Origin of the sequence: Pantoea sp. DY-17, assembly GCF_019795975.1 — a bacterium.
GTDB lineage: Bacteria > Pseudomonadota > Gammaproteobacteria > Enterobacterales > Enterobacteriaceae > Pantoea > Pantoea leporis.
Map to the genome: position 1 here is coordinate 640,179 of NZ_JAIMIG010000002.1, position 22,201 is coordinate 662,379.

The window sequence follows — 22,201 nt, forward strand, 5'->3', positions numbered from 1 at the left end:
AGATGATGAAAGTGTTTACGGGAGCTTAAGCATACTTGCTGCCCGGATTGCAGTCTCAACTGCCGGTAAAATTGTGTTGATTGAACAATGACTAATGTAATCATTTTCAACCACTATCTGATTACCCTGAGGATAATTTGGTGCCCAGGTTTTATAGCCGATCAAGCCGGTATCCTTGAGCTTCCTCTTATTATAAAGTGCCACTAGTGGACGATTTAGCGCGTTAGCAATGTGGACGATGGAAGTATCCGTACTCACTACCGCGTCAGAGATGCGGACAATTTCAACTGCGGTATTTATGGTACTTTCTGACACAATTAAAGCACCATGCGCACTGAATGAACGTACTTTGTTGCTCTGCCCGATTACCACAACTTTTATCTCCGGATTAATCGAGTGAATAAAGTAGATGAGAGAGATGACCTGTTCTTCGGAGAAATCTTTATCCGTGGCACCAGAGAAAGGATTCACAGAAACGACAATATCGCTATCTGTAATTCGAAGGGCATTCTTGACTCTGTTTTGTTCTTTAGCACAGTGCCCAAGTTTATAATGAAATGAGGTTTCGTGGATATCGAACAGTGCCAGCACCCGCTTATGGCGTTCAGTGATATGCTTCTCGGCATCAAGATAACGGATGGATGCATTATAAATACCCGGAAGATTTTTATTAAAGCCAACATGGTGGCTACGTCTCATCAGCCATGCCAGCTTCAGACGTTCATAATCCTGAACATCGTCAAAATCGATGACAACATCAAATTTCTGAGCGTGTAACAGGTCAAGTGACATCCGATTTTTATATTGAATAATCTGATCAAAATAGTCGCAGTTATGGAGCAGTTGCCCGCATACCGGACCAGTGAGCACTGAGACTCTGTAACCTTTTTCTGCGAGTTTAAATGCAGTCCCAGTCGTCACGACCATGTCACCAATTTTGTCGTCGAGACGAAGAATCAATATATTACGCGCTTTAACAGGTTCAAAAGCATCTCGGGTGCGTATAGTTCGGATAAGGCACAATAACACTGTTTTTTTTATTTTTCTAAGAAGGTTGTTTTTATTTCTATTAATCGTTTTCAGGAACCGCATAACAATACCCGCACATATGAAAAGGCCACATTGAAAAATTTAAAAGATGAAACGATGCGGCAAGGATGATCATTGGATGCCTATGTTACCGTTTTCAGTGATTAAAAAAAATCTTTCTGACAGCTCACGAGAACATCCTATTCAGCGCAATGTACGCACTCCAATACGGAAACTAACGATTGGGCGAATAGGATGCTCATGCGCCCCCTAAACAGCAATGACAATCTTAAGGGCCTTTTCTGGCCTGAGCACCGACTTAAAGCGACTCAACCAACCTTAATCCCGTCTCCGCATCAAACAGATGAATCTTCTCGGCGTTGAAGCCGAGCATAATGCTCTCGCCGCTCACCGCCGTGTGGCGACCGGCAATCTGCATATGCAACGGCTGACCGTGCCATTCGAGATGCAACAATGTGGATTCGCCGGTGATCTCCACTACTTTCACCAAGGCCGCGGCGTTGCTGTTGGCTTCCAGCAGATCGTGCGGGCGCACGCCGAGCGTCACGGCTGCGCCAGCACGTGCGCGCGCCGCCGCTTGCCAACGCGCGGGCAACGGCTGCCACAGATCCTGGCACTGCACGCCGGGCACGCCATCGCGGACGATCAGCTGTGCCGGTAACAGGTTCATCGGCGGTGAGCCGATAAAGCGTGCGACAAAGGTATCCGCCGGACGATCGTAAATCGCCAGCGGCGCGCCTTGCTGCACGATGCGGCCATCCTTCATCACCACAATTTGATCGGCCAGCGTCATCGCCTCAACCTGATCGTGCGTCACATAAACCATGGTGGTTTTGAAACGCTGATGCAGCGATTTGATCTCGGCGCGTAGCTCCATACGCAGCTGCGCATCGAGGTTCGACAGCGGCTCATCGAACAGGAACACTTTGGGATTTCGCACCATCGCGCGGCCCATCGCCACGCGTTGACGCTGTCCGCCTGACAGTGCACGCGGATAGCGTTGCAGCAGCTTATCGATGCCAAGAATTCCGGCGATACGCGCAATTTTAGTGTGCTGTTCCTCGCGCTTCACCTTCTTCACCTGCATGTGGAACGCCAGATTCTCCGCCACGGTTAAGTGCGGATAGAGCGCATAGCTCTGAAACACCATGGCGATATCGCGATCGGCTGGATCGCGGTCGTTGATTTGCACTTTATCCATCAGGATCGCGCCATCTGACAAGCTCTCCAACCCGGCCAGCAAGCGCAACAGCGTCGATTTTCCGCAGCCGGATGGGCCAACCAGCACGGTAAAACTGCCGTCAGGAATGGTGAGATCGAGCGGATGCAGCACCGACTGTTTTGCGTAGCGTTTGGCCACTTTTACGAGTTCAACACTGGCCATAATTTAAAACTCCTGGGAAAGTTGCAGTTGATGCCAGTCGGGGTAACGACGCGGCAAGGTGCTGATAGCCAGTGACGCCACCGAAATCCCCCATTGCAAAGCCGTGGTGAGATCTTGCTGATGCAGCAGGGCGGTGAGAAATCCGGCGTTGAAACTGTCGCCCGCGCCGATGGTATCCACCACCGTGACCGGACGTGCAGGCTGACTTACTGAGTTATCTGCCTGCCAGCAGCGGGCGCCCTGCGGGCCGCATTTCACCACGCAGCCGCCGCGTCCGCTCAGCTGTTGCGCCAGCATTTGTGCGCTGGCAGGCAAGTCGTCTGACGCCGCTAATCCCAGCGTTTCCACTTCATTGAGCAGCAGCCAGTCGCACAGCGGCAGCCAATGCGTGACCTGCTGACGCACTTCGTTTGTCCAGCCCTGCGGCGGCCAGCCGGTATCGACGGCGGTGACAAAGCCGCGCTGCTGTAGCTCGGCGAGCAGCGCCGGATAATCGTCATACAGATGCAGACACAAAAAGGTGCCGCACAGCAGCACGATATCGCCGTCAGACGCGGTAGCCGGCAGTTGATCCAGCACATCCTGCGCGGTGAGTTGCACGATATGGCCGAGATTACTCAGGAAAGAGCGTTCGTGATCCGAATGCGTCACGCCAACGGTAAGCGAGGTTTCGCAGCTGTAGCGCGTCCAGTGCGCAGCGCTGTGCGGAAAATGACTCGCCAGCCAGGCGCTCAGGCCATCATTGCCCTGATTGGCGACCGCGCGATGGCGCACCTGCATCGCTTCCAGCGCCAGCGCGCAGTTGCCCGCCGAGCCGCCAGGACGCAGTTCGCTGTGATTCAGCATCACTTCAGTACCGCGCTGCGGCCAGTTATCCAGCGTGCCCATGATCAAATCGACATTAATGTTGCCTACCACATACAGCGTGGCGGTGAGTTTCTGCTCCATCATCCTTTGCTCCCGCCACTGGCAAGGCCGCTAACCAGCGTCTTCTGCAGCCAGATGGCAATAAACAGCGGTGGCACCGACGCCAGAATGCCAACGGCAGCGATCAAGCCATCATCGGTGGCGCGTCCGGCGGTAAATCCGGCAATGGTGACCGGTAAGGTTTGTGCGGCGATATTGCTGGTAAACAGCAGCGCATAGAAAAATTCGTCCCACGCCAGCAGCCAGCCAAACAGTGCGGCGGCCCCCAACACCGGCTTCGCCAGCGGCAGCGTAATGCGTAACAGCACTTGCCAGACGCGCAGGCCGTCGAGCCGCGCCGCCTGCTCAATATCCTGCGGCAGCGTATCGAACTGGTTTTTCAGCATCCAGGTGAGGAACGGCAGAATCAGCGAGCAGTAAACGATGATCAATCCGGGCCGCGTGTTGAGTAGATCGAACTGCTGCAACAGGAAGTAGAGCGGCAACACGAATGCCACCGGCGGCACCATATAGATGGCAAGCGAGGCAAACAGCCAGCCGTCGCGCCCGCGGTAGCGCGAGAAGCTGAACGCTGCCGGAATGGCCAGCAGTAAGCAGATGATTGTCGCGCCGGTGGCCACTAAAAGGCTGTTGCCGAGTGCATGCAGAAACAGTACGCCCGGCTGGCCCGGCTCCAGCGACAGCAGCTTGCCGTAGCGGGTGAAATCCCACTGGCGCGGCAGCCACTCCAGCGGTACGCGGGTGAGATCGCTGGCGGCGCTGACGCTCATCAAAAACAGCCAGCCCATCGGCGCTAACACTGAGAACGCCACCAGCAGCGCGGCGGCGTATTTACCGACATGGCGCAATTTAACCTTCATGAGCGCTTCCTTTGCGGCGCTGGCGCCACAGTAACAACATGTAAAGCGTGATCAGCACCGCGCACAGCAAGGTCATCAACATCGCGTAGGCCGCGCCGCTGCCAGCACGCAAGTAGCTAAACGACTCCTGATACACGTAAAAACTCAGGGTTTTGGTGCTATCGACCGGACCGCCGCGCGTCATTACGTAGATGATGTCGAAAATTTTGAAGGCGTCGATGGTGCGCAGCACCAGCGCCACGCTGAGCGGGCCAACAATCGCCGGGAAGGTGATGGCACGAAAACGCCGCCACGCCGATGCGCCATCCAGCCGTGCGGCTTCGAACAGATCGTCGGGGATCGATTGTAGCGCCGCCAGCACCAGCAAGGTCACCAGCGGATAGTTTTTCCAGATATCGGCGAACATCACCGCGTTGAGCGCCGAATCCGGCGAACCCAGCCAGCTGCGATAGCCATCAATGATCCCTAACTGCGTCAGCAGGGCGTTGATGCTGCCGTAATCCGGGTTGAAATTCAGACGCCACATCATGGCGTTAACGATGGTCGGCAGCGCCCACGGCAGAATCACCAGCACGCGCAGCACGTTACGACCGGCGAATTTCTGGTTCAGCAACAGCGCCACCAGCACGCCGATCACGCCTTCAATCGCCACCGACACCACGGTGAAATAGAGCGTGCGCCACAGCGAGCTGCGGAAATCCGCATCGGTGATGGCGAACAGGTAATTTTCAAAGCCAATCCAGCCCGGCGCTTCACCGCTGCCAATCAAGGCGGCATCGGTGAAACTCAGCCAGATTGTGCGTAACAGCGGCCATGCGGTGAGCAACAGCATCACCAACAACATGGGTGCCAGCAGCACCCATGCCTGCCGTTGTTCGCGTTGACGCAAACTCAGCATTGTTGCCCCTTAGCGCAGACGCGCCGCACTCTTATCCACCGCTTGCAGCGCGGCATCTGGCGTTGCGCTGCCCACCAGCACCTGCTGCAACTGCTGCTGCAGCGTGTTGGAGAGACGCGAATAGTCAGCCGTTTCCGGACGCGAAAGCATCACGTTAAGCGACTTATCCGCCGCCGCGATCAGGCTTTCCTGGTTTTTCAGCACCGCCGGATCCTGATACGAGCTTTTCCAGATCGGCAGACTCAGCGTGGCGTATTGGTTCTGTACCGGCTGTGAAGTCATGTAGCGGATGTATTGCCATGCCTGATCCGCATGCGTGCTGCCTTTAGTGATGCCAAGGCCCATCGAACCGTTTACCGCACCGAATTTGCCCGGCGCATCGCCTGGCGCGGGAACGATGCCCACCTGGCCGGCGACCTTACTTTGCTTCGGATCGTTGGCCATGTTGTACATGTAGGTCCAATTGAGCGCGAAAGCGGCATCGCCATTGGAGAAGGCTTTACGCACATCCTCTTCCAGATATTCGCGTGAAGCCGGATTGCTCAAGCCTTCATCCAGCGAGCTTTTCATCAGCTTCACCGCTTGCAGCGAGGCCGGTGAGGAGAAATCGAGTTTGTCGTTGTTATAGAACTTGCCGCCGAAACCCGACACCAGCGTGGTGTAATCGCACACCAGCGCTTCCGCCTGCGACCAGCTCCACACCAGCGGATATTTCACGATGTTTTTCTGCTTGATGATGCGCGCGTCATCCATCACCTGCTGCCAGGTTTGCGGCGGCGTGGTGATACCGGCTTTTTCCAGCATCGCTTTGTTGTAATAGAGATATTTGGTATCGAGGATCCACGGCATGCCGAGGGTTTTGCCTTTGAACTCAACGGTGTTCATTGCGCCGGGGAAAATCTGCCCTTTTTCATCAGCGCTGATGCGGCTGCTGACGTCCTGCAACAGATCGAACTTAGTGAATTCTGCCGGCCAGATGGCATCGAACAGCACCACATCGTAGCCGTTACCGCCCGCGCCACGCGCCGCAACAATTTTGTCATGCAGCGCTTCGTACGGCACAAACTCAAGATTAACCTGCACCTCTGGGTGCGTTTTCTGAAACGCCTGCGTCATGGCGCGGATATCATTTTCGCTATACGCCGCCTGCGTCATAAACAATGCATTCAACGTGGTTGCCGCTACCGCGCTGCCTACGCTGGCTAACAGAACTGCTGCAAAACAACCTTTTATGACTGGGTTGAATCGGATTTTCATGGTGTTTTCCGCCTTGATGCAAAAAGAGGGTGTTTTATTAAATCAATTTGATGGATTTAATAACGCGCACAGGTTGTCAGGTTGCTGCGGCTGACATTGGTTAGCTGAAGCAATTGACGTGCCAGGGCATAAATCTCGTTTGCCGCTGGACACTACTTTGCACAGATTTTCGCCGCTGTCAGGTAAACAGATTGTAAAATGTGTGGCCGATCATAGATATTCATGTGGTTTTAAAAAGGAGGACAGTTGTGAAAAGTGCCGATCAGCTTTTTGCCGAATGCATTGTTTAGGTGCGGTTGCGTTGGGGCTTGCTGCATGAAAGCGCATCTCTTAACGGCGAAATGCCGTTATCAGTAGCTGGTTAGGATGAGATTTTCAGCTCATAATACAGCCAAAAGCGGACGTCAAAATGATGACGGCTTAGGTAGTTCTGTCACATCAAACATAACACCGCATCTTGAACCTAAGCACCATGTGCTGCTGGCGTTCCCTGGTGAAAAACCAGAGTTCACTGTCCTTCCTCCGAACTTAAAGCAACCTGAGCTTTTCCAGTAGCATTCTGCTTATCCTCAAATGTTCCTACCGTATGCTCTCTTCTAACATAAAAGTGCTTCACTGAATCGCTGCAGCCCCTTTGCGCGATTGGAAATTAGAGACCGCTTTGAGCGAAAAGAGGATATTCGCAATTTATCGATAAAGGATGCAGGCTTGTAAAACGTTCGCGCATTTATGGTGTAGAAATAAAGCATTCTTTTTATATAGTTGGCTGATGGACTTTCAAACTCAGTAGGTAATCACATGATCTTAAGTGTCAATCACGTTGGTTTTTCAGTTAAAAATATTGAAGACTCATTATTATTCTGGACTCAGATTCTTGGCGGTAAATTATTACGTGAAGGAAAAATGTCTGGGCCTATAATCGATGAGGTTACAGGTGCAAGGGGAGCTGATGTACGGATGGCTTTGCTTGAACTGGCTGATATCCAAATTGAATTACTCCAATACAATAACATTGAGCAGCCAGAAGAACCTTCAGCGCCCTATATCCCAGGCTACGCTCACCTTGCTTTTATGGTTGAGGATCTTGATACGCTCTTAGGCAAAGTATCGGACTACGGTTGGAAGACGCCGGGTAAACCTCAAACAGTGTCGTCAGGACCCATGCAGGGTACCAGAGTAATATATTTACAAAGTCCAGATGGTCAGACGCTTGAATTGATGGAACGCAGCCAATGAGACCCACATATTATTAGCTGTTATCCTTTAATTAAACCGTGATGTTTGCAAAGCCCGCTTAGGGAAAAGAGTGGACGACGCCAGGCCAATGTCCTCTTTGAGCGAGCAGCGGATGTTACTTCACGTTTAGGGCGGGGCTAGGGGTTTAAGATCTGATTGTTCACTTTGCAATGTTGATAAAAATTTCTTTGCTTTTGTGAATAAGTTTCCGCACATATTGATGTGTAGAACTCCTGTCTGTGTTATCGAGTCAGCCTCGCAACTAAAGTTAACAAATCAGCGATGCTGGTAAACCTCGACTAACCGTTAATGGATGTGACTTTAGCCTGACGGCATGATCACAGCTGTCTGGTTAGATGGATTTAGATGATTAATTGATTTGGTTCTATTTTATCCAGATGGTCTGTACAGACTTAAATTCAATCCATCATAAGTATTTTGATGGGTGGTTTAAAAAATAAAGATAAACATTGTTAATAATTTTATTCTTTTCATAACTAACTCTTCTTTCATACTGATTGGTTTCACTGCATTTCTATTTGCGTATTAATAATGACATAGTGGAATATTGTCGTAAATTAGTCACAGAGCTATGTTCGGAAAAAGATATATATATTTTATGATTGGATTTAATTTAGATTAATTTATAATCAATTTGGTTAATTTAACTGAATTGATTGCCTCGGGTAGAGATTTATATGTTAGCGGAATTCAAAAGCCCCGAAAACAGTGTGTTTTTTAAGCGTTGTAAGTCAAATTCGGTGTTATTTATATAAATATCATGCACTTATAAGTTTAGTGACATGTAAATTCAATGCAGTTAAAGTAAATGCAATGTAAATATCTGGTTGCAAATTGAGCATTTATGGAATGAATCTACGACAAAAATGGATATCAATTATCTCTTTCTTGGCACTAAACCCTTCACTTTTATTACATGTTTGTGAGGGTGGGGCTAGATCCAAATCCACCTCTGGTGAAAGCTGGTTAAAATTAAAGCGCATTAAGAATGTGAATGGCGATAATAATTTAAATAACTTCCCTCATACTCTTATTAGCTTATGCCTAAGGCATAAAGCCTCTAATCATATGTTGTTTTTGAAAGTCAAAAAATCCATAAATTTACAGATTTTTGATAGACTACTTGAAGCATCGATTTGTATTGATGAATTCAATTTACATTCTGGATTGCACATATATGGAAATCATGAAAAATACTACGCGTTGAAAAAACTCTGGCTCAATTCTGGAGAGATGTACCACAACGCATTGATTACCTTGCTAGAAATGCGAGATGTTAAATCCTACCTAAACAGCAGTGACGATATTGGCATTGGTTGTGATTGTCCTCAAGACGTGCTTTTCATTGAGGCCGATTATGAAGAGTATTTTTATCAATTAGTCGGCATCATCGCTGCGCAAAAATTAACAATGCCGCTTTTGATTGAAAAGGTAATGCAAGGAGCACTACGGCTTGGAATAAAAAATAAAAAAAATTCTGATGATTTATGAAAAAATAAAAAATAATATTGATTATTCAGATGGGTGGATTCAAGAAGAACTCATTCCATTATTAGGTAACAAAATAAAAAATAAAAAATAAGAAAGCTGTTATGCTCGGAGCTTCAATTTATTTAGATGCGCGAGCTGATTATTATGATGCGCTGCTGAATATTACAAATTAATCATCAAAGGGAAAAGTTTTATCTCAACCTAATGGTTGTTCTTGCCCTAATGGGCTTTAAAAATGGAGTAGTGAAGTGATTAATAAAAAGTTCAGCTTAACGAAAGATCAAATTTCTGATTTTCAAGAGAAAGGTTTCCTTTTGTTAAAAGGTTTTTATTCTCCAGAGTTTGTTAGTTATATCAAGTCAACTATTGGTCAGTACATTGATAAACCTACTGATAAGTATCAGACCGGGTTCAGTCGATTAGCTTTTGACATGTACGATGGCGATGAGGTAGTGATTGGTCTGTTGAAAGATCCAGCATTTAAGAAGGCAATGAAAGACCTGACTGGAAGGAATATGTTTTATGCACAAGCATTATCTTTTGAGCTTGAAAAGCTCAAAAATAAAGGCTTTCCATGGCATATCGGTACACAGAGTTTTGGCTACCATCATGCTGAAGATTTTGGATGCACGATCTGGGCTCCTTTAGTTAATATTAATCCAAAAGGGCAACGTGGGGGTATGGCTTACGTACCAAAAAATCGCGTAAACGGTGACTATCTTTACAGTCATATAGATCCCTCCGTGTTCAGTATGCTGCAGCAAAAAATTGACGCGAATGAGAATCCTACTACAGACGATTTCGTTCAGTGGCGTGATGGTCCTCTTAACGATAACGCACAGATGGCTATTCTTAATCACTTTGGAGTAGAGGATGAATTTGAAGTAGGAGATGCGCTTATTTTTGACAAATACGTTATCCATCGAAGCATAATGCTTGGCGAAGGAGAGGTAGATATCCGTGCAGCGTTTGTTATGCGTTTCTTCTGCTCTGAAAGCACATATGATGCCAAACGAGCCAGCGATTTGGAAATCCCAAGAAATTACTTTAAGTATGCAGGTCCAACAAAATTCCACTTGGAAGTAGCTAAGAATGAGGGCGATCGCCTTGTTGACAGCGCTCTATTTGCCGGGCAGGAATACAGAGATCTTTCAATCTAATCGATTAACCGCGGGGGGGATGCCCCCCATTTATGCAGGGCAAGTTTATGTCTCAGATTTACCTTTACATCTTAATTGCCAGCTTAACCATAGCGAGCCCGGGACCGGGTGTATTGCTCACGTTAACGAATACACTTAATTACAGTTTACGTAGTGCCTTAGCTGGAATTATTGGTGTGGCAGCAGGTATGGGTGTGATTTCTATTATTGCAGCTAGCAGCTTGGGAATAATTATAACAACTTCTCAGTTTGCGTTGATTGTGGTCAAAATTGTAGGTGCTGCTTATCTTGCCTATCTGGGCGTTAAGCTGTTTCGTTCTACTCCAAAAAAAATGAGTGAATCTGGAAGTGAGAGTATTTTAATTCTTCCATCAAAATCATCAAGGTTTCGTCAGGGTTTTTTTGTTTCTTTGCTTAATCCAAAACCCATCGTGTTTTTCATGGCGCTATTCCCTCAGTTTATAAACGCTGAAAAGCCTTTTATCAGCCAGTTCTGTATTCTTTCTATGATTTTTTGTGTGTTGGTGGTTATTATCCACTTCATATATGGTGCTTCGGCTAGTTCAGTGAAGAAAAAACTGGCCACTGGTAAAGCCTTTTCATATCTAAATAAGACTGGTGGTAGTGTGTTTATGGTTTTTGCTATTGGCCTAATAGTCTCTGTTATTACACCATATTTTCATTGAGTGCTGGTGTTGAATAAAGGTGGCCAAAGTTGTTGTGGCCGCCTTTACTTTCTGAAGACGTATGTTCTTAAGCAGAGAAGGTGACATTTTTATCCTGGCACGAGAAAACATTATCAAAATACACGTTTGTACAGTGGGTAAGGTTCACCGATGCCCAAGACGAAGCAGCGCTCCAGAATATTTACGTTTTAGGCGTTACTGTCAGCGCGGCATAATTATTTTCATAGTTAATGTGTAAGTATCCTGCATGATTTAGGCATTCAATATCAAATACTCATTAGTGCTTTAACTTCCGCTTTTGGCACAGAAGTGCCTTTGGCGAATATATGTCCACTGTGGGCGAAACCCGATATATGCGGGCAAAAGTGCATGATTAATAGCTTACCCACACGGCAGTATGGGTAAGCACGATCCGCGAATCAGTTGAATACCATTCCGCCGTCGATCAGTAGCGATTGGCCGGTCATGTAGTCGGAATCCGGTCCCGCCAGAAATGCGACGCATGCGGCCACATCTTCCGGTTCAGATAGCCGGCCCAAAGTAATACGTTTTGCAAATTCCTGCGTCCCAAAGCCAACCGGTTTACCCGCCGCTTGTGAAATTTGCCTGTCGATCGATTCCCACATGGGGGTTTTGACAATACCCGGACAGAAGGCATTGACCGTAATGCCTTTCGACGCAAGATCTTTAGCCGCTGTCTGCGTCAGCCCGCGAACGGCAAATTTGCTGGAGCTATAAACTGCCAGCTCCGGATTGCCAACATGTCCTGCCTGAGAGCAGGCATTAATGATTTTGCCACCGTGCTTCTCCGCGGAAAAAGCGCTGATCGCCGCCTGCATCCCCCAAATCACACCCTTAACGTTGACGTTATAAACCTTATCAACGATCTCCTCGGTGATATCGGTAATCGGTGTTGATGGCGCAATACCGGCGTTGTTCACGATGACGTTGAAATCACCCAGCGCATGGCGCGCTTCTTCAACGGCGTGAAAAACGTTATCGCGTTGGGTGACATCAACCTGCAGCGCGATAGCCTTTCCTCCTGATGTGACAATCTCATCAGCGACATGCTGCGCCGTTTCAAGATTGAAATCCGCGATGGCTACGGAAAAGCCGTCTTTTGCCAGGCGTAAGGCAATGGCTGCACCAATGCCCTGTCCGGCGCCGGTTACAAACGCAACTCTGTTTTTCATAATCATATCCTTTCAATTAGAGAATTTGACTCAGGTGTAACTGACTCATCAGTAGCGGGTTATCGCTGTAGTCGACCGGAATTGCGACCACAGCGGGGCCGCTGACATCCATTGCTTTGCGCAATGTTGGCTCAAGTTCTGCCGCACTGTTAACGGAGAAGCCGGCTGCGCCAAAGGCTTCGGCATAGGCTTTAAAATCCACCGGACCGAAACTGACGCCTGAAATTCGCTGATACTTTTTCTCTTCCTGCATGGCGACCATGTTGTAGGCGTTATCAACCCAAATGATGTGCAGGATATTGGCCTTCAGCCTGACGGCAGTTTCCAGTTCCATGCTTGATTGCAAAAATCCGCCGTCCCCGGACACCGATACCACCTTGCGTGAAGGATCAACCAGCCAGGCACCAATAGCCCAGGGTAGGGCGACACCCATGGTCTGTTGACCATTAGAGATCATGATTTGGCGCGCACGGAAGCTATACAGATAGCGCGCTATCCAGATATGAAAGCTTCCCATATCAACGGTAAGGCTGATGTCAGAGTTAATGATGTCTTGCATCGCATGCACGATGCGCAGGGGATGCAGCGCAAATTGATTTAAGCTGGCACCTTGCATCGCCAGTAACTGCCGTTGCTGCTGGCGGTCTTCCAGTACAGTGGCGGCAGCGTGGCTTAGCGTTAATGGTGAGAGGATACGGGCGGCAATCTTGCATACGGTCTGCGCAATGTCGCCTACCAGTTCTGCATCGGGCTGGTAGCGGTTATCCGTATCAGCCGGTAGCACATCAATATGTACCAGGATGGCTTTGCCGCTGTTCCACATTGCCGGCTCATACTCAACCGGGCTATAACCGATAGTGATGATCAGGTCCGCCTGCTGTAATAACCGGTCTCCAGCCTGGTTGTTAAATAATCCAACCCGTCCAGCAAACCTTGAGAAGTGCTCCTGTCTGACTGCGCCTGCAGCCTGGTAAGTACTGGTAACGGGGATCTGGCTTTTTGACAGCAGTTCATGGATTGCGGCGCTGTTTTCTGGTTGGCTGGCCATCAGGCCCAGCAGGATAACCGGATTTTTTGCCCGGCTGATTTCCTGGCTGACAGCCTCAATTAGGGCATCGGGGGCCGCGCCCAACTTAACGTGTCCACTGTTTTGCAAAGGGCTGCCGGAAACCGGCTGATCAACAATATCCTGCGGCAGGCTGATAAAGGCACCTCCACCGCGTCCGTTTTCTGCATAACGAAATGCGTTAGAGACACATTCGGTCAGCGCGGAGGGGGCGGTGACCTCAACAGCATATTTCGTTACCGGACGAAACATCGACACGGTATCCAGGCTCTGGTGAACCTGTTTGGCGCTATCCGATCGTTTTACCGCTCCGCCAATGGCCACCACCGGATCGCCTTCGCTGGTGGCGGTTGCCATGCCGGTAACCAGATTCGAGCAGCCTGGTCCGGAGGTCACAAGTGCAACACCGGCATGTCCCGTAAGTCGGCCTACCGCTGCGGCCATAAAGGCAGCATTTGCCTCATGCCTGACAGGGATGAGTTGAATGGGAGAATCCACTAATGAATCAAACACTTTGTCGATTTTGGCTCCGGGGATGCCAAACACGTGGTTTACGCCTTGTGCTTCAAGCTGCGCGACCACGAGATCGGCACCGCTGTTCCAGTGAGTGTGGGTTTTTAACGTTTTCATATTGGCCCCCTATTGTTAGCTTTCGACGGCGCGAATGGCTTCATCAAGATTGTGCGGCGTGAGCTCTGCCTGAAGAAATTCAGTATCCCGCGGAAGATCAATGACAAGCTTGTTGATGGAGCCAAAGGTCAGCGTTCCTTCCTTCAGCACATAATCGAGGATGTGCCCACCGCCTTGCCGGTCATCCGTAATAAAGTGCTCGTGATAACCCGCCACGTTGATTCCCTGCATGTACTGCGGCGTACGGAAGCCAATCAGTTCACCCTGCGTCTCTTTAAATGCGAAGGTTGGCTGATCGCCCAGCACTTCCGGCATCGAGCGATAAGGGCGACATTGGCAGGGAACGGTTCGAGTCCGTACGGCATGAAAGCGACCACTGATACGCATGGCACAGAATTGGTTATCTGAAGTGATTTTGCTGTCGATAACCTGATGAACCTCTTCTCGCGTAGCGGTTTCGGTAAAGCGGTAGCGATTTTCAGGTTTGAAAAAAGTCATCACAGCAAACGGCGTTTGTTGCTCGGGCTGAGCAGGATTGGCGCTGCCATCGGAGCGTAATTGATAGACCTTGCTGTCGAAGGCAATGAGTTCTCCATCCAGCTGGTTGAACGTACCCAGGCCAAAATCGCCTTTCTTTAACAGATCGGACACCGTGGTGGATCCGTCATAAACACCGCTTAGCAGCGCGCTCATCAGTGAAGTCTGATAGATAACCTTTTCTGGTGAATCATCATGGAGTTTAAAGACGGTTTCTTTCAGCTGTTCCTCGCATGAACAGGCAGATACAAAATTACACATTTGCCACCTCGCAAACCAATAGTTAAGCCGTGTTAATATCATGGTGGGCTTTTTGGCTTAACGAATCCAATAGCGAAACCTGTTAACTTTGAGACGTTTTTGATATGGAACTTCGCCATCTGCGTTATTTTGTTGCTGTCGCCGAGACGCTACATTTCACTCGTGCTGCAGAAATGCTTGGCATTTCTCAGCCACCGCTGAGCCAGCAAATACAGCGGCTGGAACATGAGATTGGGACACCATTGCTGAAACGCCTGACGCGCGGCGTTGAACTCACCGAGGCGGGAAGGGCATTCCTAAATGACGCCACTGAGATTGTGCAGCTGGCCGACCATGCGCTTGAGAAAGCCCGTGGTATGGCGCGGGGCATAAGCGGACAGATGTCGCTCGGGTTTGCCAGTTCTGTCGCTTTCGGGGCTCCCGTGTTTGACCTTCTTCAGCGTTTTAGAACGCGTTATCCGGCAATGGAACTCATTGCCAGGGAAGAGAATATGGCTTTGCTGATGCAGGATCTGCGGGATGGGTTGCTTGATGCGGCGTTTATTCGTTTGCCGTGTGAAAGCAGCAAGGCGTTTAATATGAAAGTCATCGCTACCGAAAGAATGATGATTGCGTTACCTGCGGGCCATGCATGTAGCTCCTCTGGCACCATTGCATTAGCGCAGCTGGTGGACGAAACATTGATTATGTTTCCGCGTGAAGTCGCTCCCAGCCTGTATGAGCTCATCGTCAGCACCTGTCTGCGCGCGGGGTTCACCCCAACACGATTTATTCAGGCTCCCCAAATCACCTCGTCTCTCGGCATGGTCGGGGCAGGTTGCGGCATCGCGTTGGTACCAGATTCCATGTGCTGTGTGAACAACCCGCATGTTACATTTTGCGAAATAGAGAATAACACCCTGTTTACCGATATCGCCTTTGCCTGGCGGCGCAACAATCCCTCCAGGACGGTGATGCATCTACTCAGTTTGATTAGCCAGTGATACGGCTAACTCTGTGACATTGATGCAGTGCTTGCTCTTTATCGAATGATACGGACAAGGCAGCTTACTTTTTTTGTTGCGACACCAGTGCAAAATATGGATGTTGCCCAGCCAGCAACAATAACAATTCATATTCGCCCTGGCTGAGCTGCCCTGGATTCTTCGCAGACTCTTTCGACTGCCAAACACGCAGGCTAAGATCGAAACGCTCAGCGGCACTCTGTTGTGAAAGGCCAGCGGCAAGCCTGAGATCACGAATATTATGCTGTACGGCCACGGGCCGCTCTAAAAGTTGATTTCTCAAAGAAAACTCCTTAAATACGGGATGGAGTGAATTTGGGTGTATCGCTCACCCGCCTCTAAACATCACGTTAACTTGACCTGGATGCAGTGTTTTAATTTTCTCATTTATCAGAGGCTTATTAAGAAGAAATGAAAATAATTATTTTTTAGTTTAATGAAATAGATATTGTTAACACATGTCAGAATAAATCGCTGGCCTCGCCAGGATTACTCTCCTTTTTTATCCCCACCTCAACAGCAGGAATATTCCTCTATTTTATCCAGGGTGATTGTTCAATATAGGGAATGTATTGCGCTGGCAAGCCTCATGCCGGGCGTTCCTATATAAAACAGAAAAGGATAAAAATAATGAAAAACCGTCAATACATTCAGCGGCGTATTCCCGCAGACCTCAGTCAGGTAGAGATACGCGAGCAGTGGCAAATCACGTTCTGGACTCTGAAGTTAAGCACCACACAAGACCGACTGAGTCAGGCCCTGCGCGAAGTCGGGCCGGACCTGGAGAACGTGCGCGCGTGGCTTGAGACAACCCCCACTTCTCGCCCAAAACGTTAGTGCCGGTCAACCGTTAACCACCCCCGTGAGGGTGGCGAACGGACCTTGTGGTAGCGAAGTGCTGCTTATACATGCCCGCGATAACTTGCGGTGCGTCGTAAACCTGCCCAACAAAAGCGTGTGTGCATAAGGTTTTCCCCGGTGTTGTCACTATAAATAAGAATTTTTATCATTTATATATGTCGCGTGCTTTATAATAGCGCGCTATTTATGTAGCTTTTTTATTGTGACAGTTAGCTGGAAAAAGTAAAACGTTTGCACGATGAAATAAATGTATCGTCATTAGATAATTATTTCGTTAAAGAAAGTACAAATGACGGCTTTCCCGACGGGACACTCTTTACGTTCCAGAATAATCATTCAGGTACGCCTTCCTTAAGCGGCAATACACTTCCAATGAGTGGATAGATCGAAATTCCGGTCGTTGCTCTTGGCTAGCCACATAGAGGAATGAATTAAAAAAGTAACCAATTGATAACCAGCGTGGGAGATCTGTTTTTTTTTGCTACCTTCAAACTATCCATAACACCAGTGGATGAAGGGATATTCAGGCTCAAATAACACCTGCACATATCGCTGTTACGTTAAGCAACCTCCGCAGGGGCTGCAGCATCATAAATTACATTCACGTGAGCCGAATTTGTATGAGCAAAAAAAATCATCGCACAGTACCAGGCGTACACCCCTATGATGGCCCGGCAGGCGGCTGGGGAGCACTTAAGGCAACCGCAATAGCCGTTAAAAACCAAATGGATACCTTAAAAGCGCCGCCTACGCTGATGCGCACTAATCAGCCCGATGGGTTTGATTGCCCCGGATGTGCCTGGCCGGATAAGGATCATGGCTCAACCTTCCAGTTCTGTGAAAATGGCGCTAAGGCGGTCACATGGGAAGCGACCACCAAGCGCGTTACGCCGGCATTTCTTGCCGAAAACACTATTACGTCGCTGCTACAGCGTTCCGATTATGAGCTGGAGGGATACGGCAGGTTAACCACGCCGCTGCGCTATGATGCAGCAAGCGACACCTTCATCGAAGTGAGCTGGGAAGAGGCTTTTGCGCGTATTGCCAATAAGTTAGCTGAACTGCCGCCAGATGAGGTTGAGTTCTATACCTCCGGTCGCGCATCAAACGAGGCGGCCTATTTGTTCCAGCTTTTTGCCCGGGAGTATGGCACTAACAATTTTCCTGATTGTTCAAATATGTGCCACGAGGCAACCAGCGTAGGTTTGCCTCAGTCGATTGGGATCGGTAAGGGCACCGTATCACTGGACGATTTCGATAGCGCAGAGCTTATTCTCTCAATGGGTCATAATCCAGGAACCAATCATCCGCGCATGATGGGAACGCTGCACGAGCTGGCGCGCCGTAACGTACCGATTATCGTGTTTAATCCGCTGCGCGAACGCGCGCTTGAGCGTTTTGCCGACCCGCAGAATGTCATGGAGATGGCAACCAACAGCTCAACCGATATCGCGTCAACGTATTATTTGGTCCGTGCCGGTGGCGATTCGGCTGCGCTTAAAGGTATCGCCAAAGCGGTGCTGGCGATTGAGGCTGAAACCGGTACGGCACTGGATCATGCCTTTATCCGCGAGCACACAGAAGGGTTTGAGCGCTTCGCGGCGGACATCGAAGCCACATCCTGGGCATTAATCGAGCAAGACTCAGGCCTGAAGCAGGCAGATCTCAGGCGCGTCGCTGAAGCTTACGTCAAATCGAATGCCACTATCCTGACGTATGGTATGGGCATTACACAGCATAACCGCGGTACGGATAATGTGCGCCTGTTGGTCAATCTGCTGCTAATGCGAGGCAATATAGGTAAACCCGGCGCAGGCGTTTGTCCGTTACGAGGCCACTCCAACGTGCAGGGTAACCGTACCGTGGGGATCACTGAGAAACCGTCGTCCGATTTTCTCAATAAGCTGGAAAACGTGTTTGGATTTACACCACCGTCGCATCATGGTCATGATGCGGTGCAGGCGATGAAAGCGATAGTCGATAAGCAGTCGAAGGCGCTCATTTGCCTCGGAGGAAATTTTGCCGTGGCGCTGCCCGATTCAGACGTGACCTTTCCGGCGATGCGTGAACTTGAACTCAGTGTTCACATCGCGACCAAGTTGAACCGTACTCATCTTCTGACCGGGAAAGAGACACTACTGCTGCCGTGCCTTGGCCGCACCGAACTGGATGAGCAGTCTGGCAATCGCCAGTCGATCACTGTTGAAGATTCCATGTCGATGGTGCACGCCTCTTCCGGAAAGTTGAAGCCAGCGTCGCCGCTGCTGCGTTCTGAACCGGCCATTGTTGCCGGGATGGCCATCGCGGTTCTGCCGAGAACGCGGGTTAACTGGAATGAGTTGATAGCCGATTACGATCTCATCCGCGACCTGATCGAAAAAACCATACCCGGATTCGATGATTACAATGCCCGCATTCGCCAACCCGGTGGTTTTCAGATGCCACTGCCGCCGCGGGATCGCATCTGGCCGACCCCGAGCGGTAAAGCGATGTTTTCGCTTTATCAAGGCACGCATGAAGACCTGACGGTGCCGGGCGACGACGTGCTACGTCTGATTACACTTCGCAGTCACGATCAATACAACACGACGATTTACGCCATGGATGATCGCTACCGCGGAGTATTTGGCCGCCGTGATGTCCTGTTTATGTGTGACTTTGATCTGGAACGTCTGGGGCTTGAGCACGGGGATGTTGTGGATCTGGAGTCAGCAGTGCCGGGCTACCGTATGCGTCTGGAATCCATGACGGTGATTCGCTATGCCATCTCACAGGGATCGATTGGAGCCTATTATCCGGAGGCTAACGTCCTTATCCCGCTGGATTACATCGACAAGGAGAGCGGTACGCCATCGTATAAATCTGCGCCGGTTCGTATCACGCTGCGGTCACGCGACGTTGTCACTCCGCAGGCTGTTGAATCCCATTAAAGTGAAAATAAGGCAGGCTTGCCTGCCTTATGATTGCCACAACCGTGGCAAAAGAGGCTCCAGTTTGCAATGTCTTGAGGTCTGCTATGAGTGAGGAGCAGAGCCCTCATTGTAAGGACAGCAATTGTTTGCGGGAACGGGGCCACTCCAGAATGTGAACAAGCCGGTATGACATGGAGGTGACAGCGACTTATGAAAGGAGGAATAATTGTTTGACAGTGCAGCCTACCTACTAGTAGATTTATCGAGCGTCTTACATGACTTCTGAATGTCATCCAGTTATTAAAAGCAAAATCTTAATGATTACGCCCGGATGAACAGTGAACTAAATTCTGCAATGTTGAGTGTTTTCATGAATAAACCTTTTCTTTCTGTCGGTCATAAAATAGTGCGCTTGGCGATAATAATTGTGATCCCATTACTGGTGATCGCCTTGTTCGTGTGGGCGGGCGGGTGGCTGGATACTGGCAGGCTGACATCGGATAAGCTGATTACTGCCTTAGAAAAATCTAATGGCAATCACCCGGGTTATCGCCGTAATCATGCAAAGGGCGTCTGTATCCTGGGGGATTTTTCTGCCAACGGTAACGCCAGCGCCTTGTCACGTGCGGCACTGTTTGCCTCAGGCGTTACGCCCGTGGTGGGCCGTTTAGCTATCGCAGGCGGAAATCCGAATGCGCCTGATTATGCAGTACCGATACGCAGTATGGCGCTGGCTTTCTATCAGAAAAATGGTGAACAGTGGCGCACAGGCATGAATGCAATGCCTTTTTTTCCGGTACAAAGCGTGCAGGGCTTCTGTGACCTGCAAACCGCCACGCTACCGGATACAAAAACCGGTAAACCTGATCCAGCCAGAATGCAGGCTTTTGTACGTCAGCATCCAGAGATCAAACCTTTCTTTGCCTGGGCAAAGCAATATGTTCCCTCTTCCAGCTGGGTCCGCGATCAATTTAACAGTCTGAATGCCTTTAATTTCATTGATAAAGAGGGCCATTCCCACCTGGTGCGCTGGAGTATGGTGCCGCACGCTGATTATCAGGCGATGGATGAAAATGAGAAAAACGACGCCAATTTCTTGCAGCGTGATTTACAGCAGCGGCTAGCGAACGGGCCGCAGAAATGGGATCTGATGGTTACAGTGGCGGGCTCTGGTGATAAAGGCAATGACGCATCGATTGGATGGCCTGCCGATCGTCAGGTGATCAATGCCGGAACGCTGACAATTAATAAGACAACTGCACAACAGCAGGGCGTTTGTAACGACATTAACTATGACCCGCTGATTTTACCTGAGGGTATTACGGCTTCGGATGACCCGCTTCTTAATGCCCGCTCATCCGCTTACGCTAAATCCTATAATGCACGCACTCATGAACAGGCCGGAGCCCACTGATGAAACATAACAACACTTTTCACCCGGCACTGCGCGTACTTCACTGGGTGATGGCTGCGGCTATTATGGCCATGTTATTTATTGGTGTCGCAATGGTATCCACGGTTTCATCATTGCACGGCCTGCTGGTTGCGATTCATAAGCCGCTGGGTTTGATGATTTTAATGCTGGTCATTGTGCGGCTTTGGCTGAGATTCAGCACTGCTAAGCCAGCACTTCCAGCCACGCTGCCTGCCTGGCAGAAATTCTTAGCGCATCTGTCTCATTGGGCACTGTATGCCATGATGCTGGCTCAGCCCCTGATCGGTTGGGCGATGCTGTCGGCGGCGGGGTATCCCGTCACACTGGGTCATTTTGTGCTGCCGCCCATTGTTCCGATCAGCAACAACGCTTATGCCATTTTACGTCCGCTCCACAGCCTGGTAGCCATGGCGCTTTTCATCACTGTTATGTTGCATCTTGCCGCAGCTTTGTACCACGCTTTGATTCTGCGCGATGGCGTATTCAGCAGTATGGCGGGTGCATATAAACGCAAACGCTTGACGCGCGGTGCGCTTGACAATCCGGCTGACGCTGAGTAGGTTCGTGGCCGTTTATCGATTCGCAGTTATTTTACCGTTGCTGCTGGAGCAAGCATGAGTACAGAACGTTCACAGAAAGCCGAAGAGATTATGCACCACACCAGAATTCTGCTGACAGCAGGCGGTTATAACAGCTTCAGTTATGCTGATTTAGCCGAGCGGGTGCAGATTCGTAAGTCGAGTATTCACCACCATTTCCCTGGCAAAGCGGATCTGGTTCAGGCAGTCGTGAGTGATTATCGACAGCAGGCACAAGCAGGAATGGCGGCAACCAGCCAGCATTTCTCCGGTGATGCATTAGGTGAAATTAACAGCTACGTGAATTTCTGGGCGACCTGCATACGTGAGAACAATTCTCCTTTCTGCATTTGCGTGATGCTGGCTGTTGAATTAACGATTTTACCTAAAGAAGTGGCTAAGGAAGTCAGTGGGCATTTTAACGATCTCACTAACTGGCTCACTGATGTATTGAGCAGGGGTGAAAAAAATGGCGTATTTATTCTGCGGGAAAGTGCAGCTACAGAGGCCAAATCGCTAATGGCTACGGTGCATGGTGCAATTATATCTTCGCGTGCCTTTAATAACGCTGATGTATTTCAGCAAATTGTCGAGCCAGTGATTAGAAGATTAACGAAAACCAGCTGAGGTAACTCAGACAATAAAACGTTACTAGCCGAACACTTCAAGTGTTCGGCTACTCAGGCTAAAATAGTTGATGAGCGGTCTTTATACCGGTTAGATATTTAAAAATTAGAGCGATTTAGTTGAGTGG

Annotated in this window: 20 protein-coding genes; 10 read left to right on the forward strand and 10 right to left on the reverse strand. The window is 49.4% G+C overall.

The genetic code is table 11. The annotated features are described in order from the left end of the window. Positions 1–15: 15 nt before the first annotated feature. The 6 genes from K5Y33_RS13305 to K5Y33_RS13330 all read right to left on the reverse strand — a co-directional run bounded on the left by K5Y33_RS13305 (position 16) and on the right by K5Y33_RS13330 (position 6,376). Positions 16–1,092, reverse strand: a complete 1,077-nt coding sequence (locus K5Y33_RS13305) for a glycosyltransferase family 9 protein (protein WP_222234211.1) — start codon at positions 1,090–1,092, stop codon at positions 16–18. Positions 1,093–1,348: 256 nt separating this feature from the next. Next, on the reverse strand, positions 1,349–2,434 hold the full coding sequence (locus tag K5Y33_RS13310) for an ABC transporter ATP-binding protein (RefSeq protein WP_222234212.1): 1,086 nt from the start codon (positions 2,432–2,434) through the stop codon (positions 1,349–1,351). A 3-nt stretch (positions 2,435–2,437) separates the two neighbouring features. Beyond that, on the reverse strand, positions 2,438–3,382 hold the full coding sequence (locus K5Y33_RS13315; RefSeq protein WP_210080442.1) for a carbohydrate kinase family protein: 945 nt from the start codon (positions 3,380–3,382) through the stop codon (positions 2,438–2,440). Then, positions 3,382–4,221 (reverse strand): carbohydrate ABC transporter permease, encoded by an 840-nt coding sequence (locus tag K5Y33_RS13320; protein WP_064739810.1) that lies wholly within the window; start codon positions 4,219–4,221, stop codon positions 3,382–3,384. The genes K5Y33_RS13315 and K5Y33_RS13320 overlap by 1 nt, the downstream gene beginning before the upstream one ends. Further along, positions 4,211–5,119: a carbohydrate ABC transporter permease gene (locus tag K5Y33_RS13325; RefSeq protein WP_064739811.1), complete on the reverse strand. Its 909-nt coding sequence runs from the start codon at positions 5,117–5,119 to the stop codon at positions 4,211–4,213. Before K5Y33_RS13325 ends, K5Y33_RS13320 begins: the two co-directional genes overlap by 11 nt. A 9-nt stretch (positions 5,120–5,128) precedes the next feature. Then, on the reverse strand, positions 5,129–6,376 hold the full coding sequence (locus K5Y33_RS13330) for an extracellular solute-binding protein (RefSeq protein WP_222234213.1): 1,248 nt from the start codon (positions 6,374–6,376) through the stop codon (positions 5,129–5,131). 798 nt (positions 6,377–7,174) lie between these two features. Here K5Y33_RS13330 and K5Y33_RS13335 point away from each other — a divergent pair. The 4 genes from K5Y33_RS13335 (at position 7,175) to K5Y33_RS13350 (ending at position 10,970) form a co-directional block, all read left to right on the forward strand. After that, positions 7,175–7,612 carry a VOC family protein gene (locus K5Y33_RS13335; protein ID WP_101761763.1) on the forward strand — a complete coding sequence of 146 codons (438 nt, stop codon included), beginning with the start codon at positions 7,175–7,177 and terminating at the stop codon, positions 7,610–7,612. 870 nt (positions 7,613–8,482) lie between these two features. Further along, positions 8,483–9,124, forward strand: a complete 642-nt coding sequence (locus K5Y33_RS13340) for a hypothetical protein (protein ID WP_222234214.1) — start codon at positions 8,483–8,485, stop codon at positions 9,122–9,124. Between the two features lie 248 nt (positions 9,125–9,372). Continuing rightward, on the forward strand, positions 9,373–10,284 hold the full coding sequence (locus K5Y33_RS13345; RefSeq protein ID WP_137387209.1) for a phytanoyl-CoA dioxygenase family protein: 912 nt from the start codon (positions 9,373–9,375) through the stop codon (positions 10,282–10,284). Between the two features lie 47 nt (positions 10,285–10,331). After that, positions 10,332–10,970, forward strand: coding sequence for a LysE family translocator (locus K5Y33_RS13350; RefSeq protein WP_210080058.1), 639 nt, complete (start codon positions 10,332–10,334; stop codon positions 10,968–10,970). Between the two features lie 419 nt (positions 10,971–11,389). On the opposite strand, the gene K5Y33_RS13355 is transcribed toward K5Y33_RS13350, so the two are convergent. From K5Y33_RS13355 to budA, 3 genes are read right to left on the reverse strand one after another with little or no spacing between them, the layout of a single operon-like run. Beyond that, positions 11,390–12,163, reverse strand: coding sequence for a (S)-acetoin forming diacetyl reductase (locus K5Y33_RS13355; protein WP_217548502.1), 774 nt, complete (start codon positions 12,161–12,163; stop codon positions 11,390–11,392). Between the two features lie 16 nt (positions 12,164–12,179). Beyond that, positions 12,180–13,859 (reverse strand): acetolactate synthase AlsS, encoded by a 1,680-nt coding sequence (gene alsS, locus K5Y33_RS13360; RefSeq protein WP_222234215.1) that lies wholly within the window; start codon positions 13,857–13,859, stop codon positions 12,180–12,182. 15 nt (positions 13,860–13,874) lie between these two features. Next, the gene (gene budA / locus K5Y33_RS13365; RefSeq protein WP_210080056.1) at positions 13,875–14,657 is read right to left on the reverse strand and encodes an acetolactate decarboxylase; all 783 of its coding nucleotides are present in this window, start codon (positions 14,655–14,657) and stop codon (positions 13,875–13,877) included. A gap of 104 nt (positions 14,658–14,761) precedes the next feature. Between budA and K5Y33_RS13370 the strand changes: the two genes are divergently transcribed. Then, entirely contained in the window at positions 14,762–15,640 is an 879-nt protein-coding gene (locus K5Y33_RS13370; RefSeq protein ID WP_222234216.1) for a LysR family transcriptional regulator, read from the forward strand. Between the two features lie 64 nt (positions 15,641–15,704). Here the strand turns inward: K5Y33_RS13370 and K5Y33_RS13375 are convergent, their stop codons facing one another. After that, entirely contained in the window at positions 15,705–15,944 is a 240-nt protein-coding gene (locus tag K5Y33_RS13375; RefSeq protein ID WP_110868383.1) for a transcriptional regulator, read from the reverse strand. 347 nt (positions 15,945–16,291) lie between these two features. Between K5Y33_RS13375 and K5Y33_RS13380 the strand changes: the two genes are divergently transcribed. The 5 genes from K5Y33_RS13380 to K5Y33_RS13400 all read left to right on the forward strand — a co-directional run bounded on the left by K5Y33_RS13380 (position 16,292) and on the right by K5Y33_RS13400 (position 22,074). Further along, the gene (locus tag K5Y33_RS13380; RefSeq protein WP_101761078.1) at positions 16,292–16,498 is read left to right on the forward strand and encodes a DUF3606 domain-containing protein; all 207 of its coding nucleotides are present in this window, start codon (positions 16,292–16,294) and stop codon (positions 16,496–16,498) included. A gap of 644 nt (positions 16,499–17,142) precedes the next feature. Continuing rightward, positions 17,143–19,452 (forward strand): FdhF/YdeP family oxidoreductase, encoded by a 2,310-nt coding sequence (locus K5Y33_RS13385; RefSeq protein WP_222234217.1) that lies wholly within the window; start codon positions 17,143–17,145, stop codon positions 19,450–19,452. A 352-nt stretch (positions 19,453–19,804) separates the two neighbouring features. Beyond that, complete coding sequence (locus K5Y33_RS13390) at positions 19,805–20,848, forward strand: catalase family peroxidase (RefSeq protein ID WP_222234348.1); 1,044 nt, start codon at positions 19,805–19,807, stop codon at positions 20,846–20,848. Beyond that, positions 20,848–21,429 (forward strand): cytochrome b, encoded by a 582-nt coding sequence (locus tag K5Y33_RS13395; RefSeq protein ID WP_110868387.1) that lies wholly within the window; start codon positions 20,848–20,850, stop codon positions 21,427–21,429. Before K5Y33_RS13390 ends, K5Y33_RS13395 begins: the two co-directional genes overlap by 1 nt. Positions 21,430–21,483: 54 nt before the next feature. After that, positions 21,484–22,074, forward strand: a complete 591-nt coding sequence (locus tag K5Y33_RS13400; RefSeq protein WP_110868388.1) for a TetR/AcrR family transcriptional regulator — start codon at positions 21,484–21,486, stop codon at positions 22,072–22,074. The last annotated feature ends 127 nt before the right edge of the window (positions 22,075–22,201 follow it).